The 686-nt window shown below is 56.0% G+C and carries 1 protein-coding gene; it reads left to right on the top strand.

What is annotated here, in order from left to right; genetic code table 11:
- Nucleotides 1-580: IS3 family transposase (locus ACR0AH_RS21110; RefSeq protein WP_480593655.1), on the top strand; the 580-nt coding region annotated here is incomplete at its 5' end.
- Nucleotides 581-686 lie beyond the last annotated feature (106 nt).

Raw genomic sequence — 686 nt, 5'->3', positions numbered from 1 at the left:
ATGGCGCGAAGAAGGCTTGCAGCTCCCACAACGGCACAAGAAACGCAAACGGCTGTACCACAAGGACAGCTCGATCATCCGGCTCCGACCGCAACATCCCAATCACATCTGGAGCATTGACTTTGTCCACGACAAGCTGAGCAACGGACAGAGCTACAAGATGCTGACGGTGCTGGATGAGTATACCCGTGAGGCGCTCTGCGTAGCGGTCAAGCCGAAGATGAACAGCGCAGACGTGCTGGATGCGCTCTACCCACTCTTATTGCGGCACGGGAAGCCCGAACACATCCGTTCCGACAACGGCGCGGAGTTCATCGCAACGGCCCTGCAGACCTGGTTAAGAAAGGTGGGCATTAAGCCGATCCAAATCTACCCGGGATCACCTTGGGAGAATGGATACAACGAGCGCTTCAATGGCACTCTGCGCCGGGAAGTCCTCAACGCAGAATGGTTCCACACCACCAAACAGGCTCAGATCGTCATCAATACCTGGCTTAGACAGTACAATCGTGTCAGACCCCATCAGGCTCTAAACATGCGACCGCCCGTTCCAGAAACCTTGCTCAAAACTGGCCCATAGAATTGGGGCTGGACAATGGCGCGAAGAAGGCTTGCAGCTCCCACAACGGCACAAGAAACGCAAACGGCTGTACCACAAGGACAGCTCGATCATCCGGCTCCGACCG

This window comes from Ruegeria sp. AM5, assembly GCF_056540645.1.
This window is presented reverse-complemented; position numbering and strand designations above follow the sequence as displayed.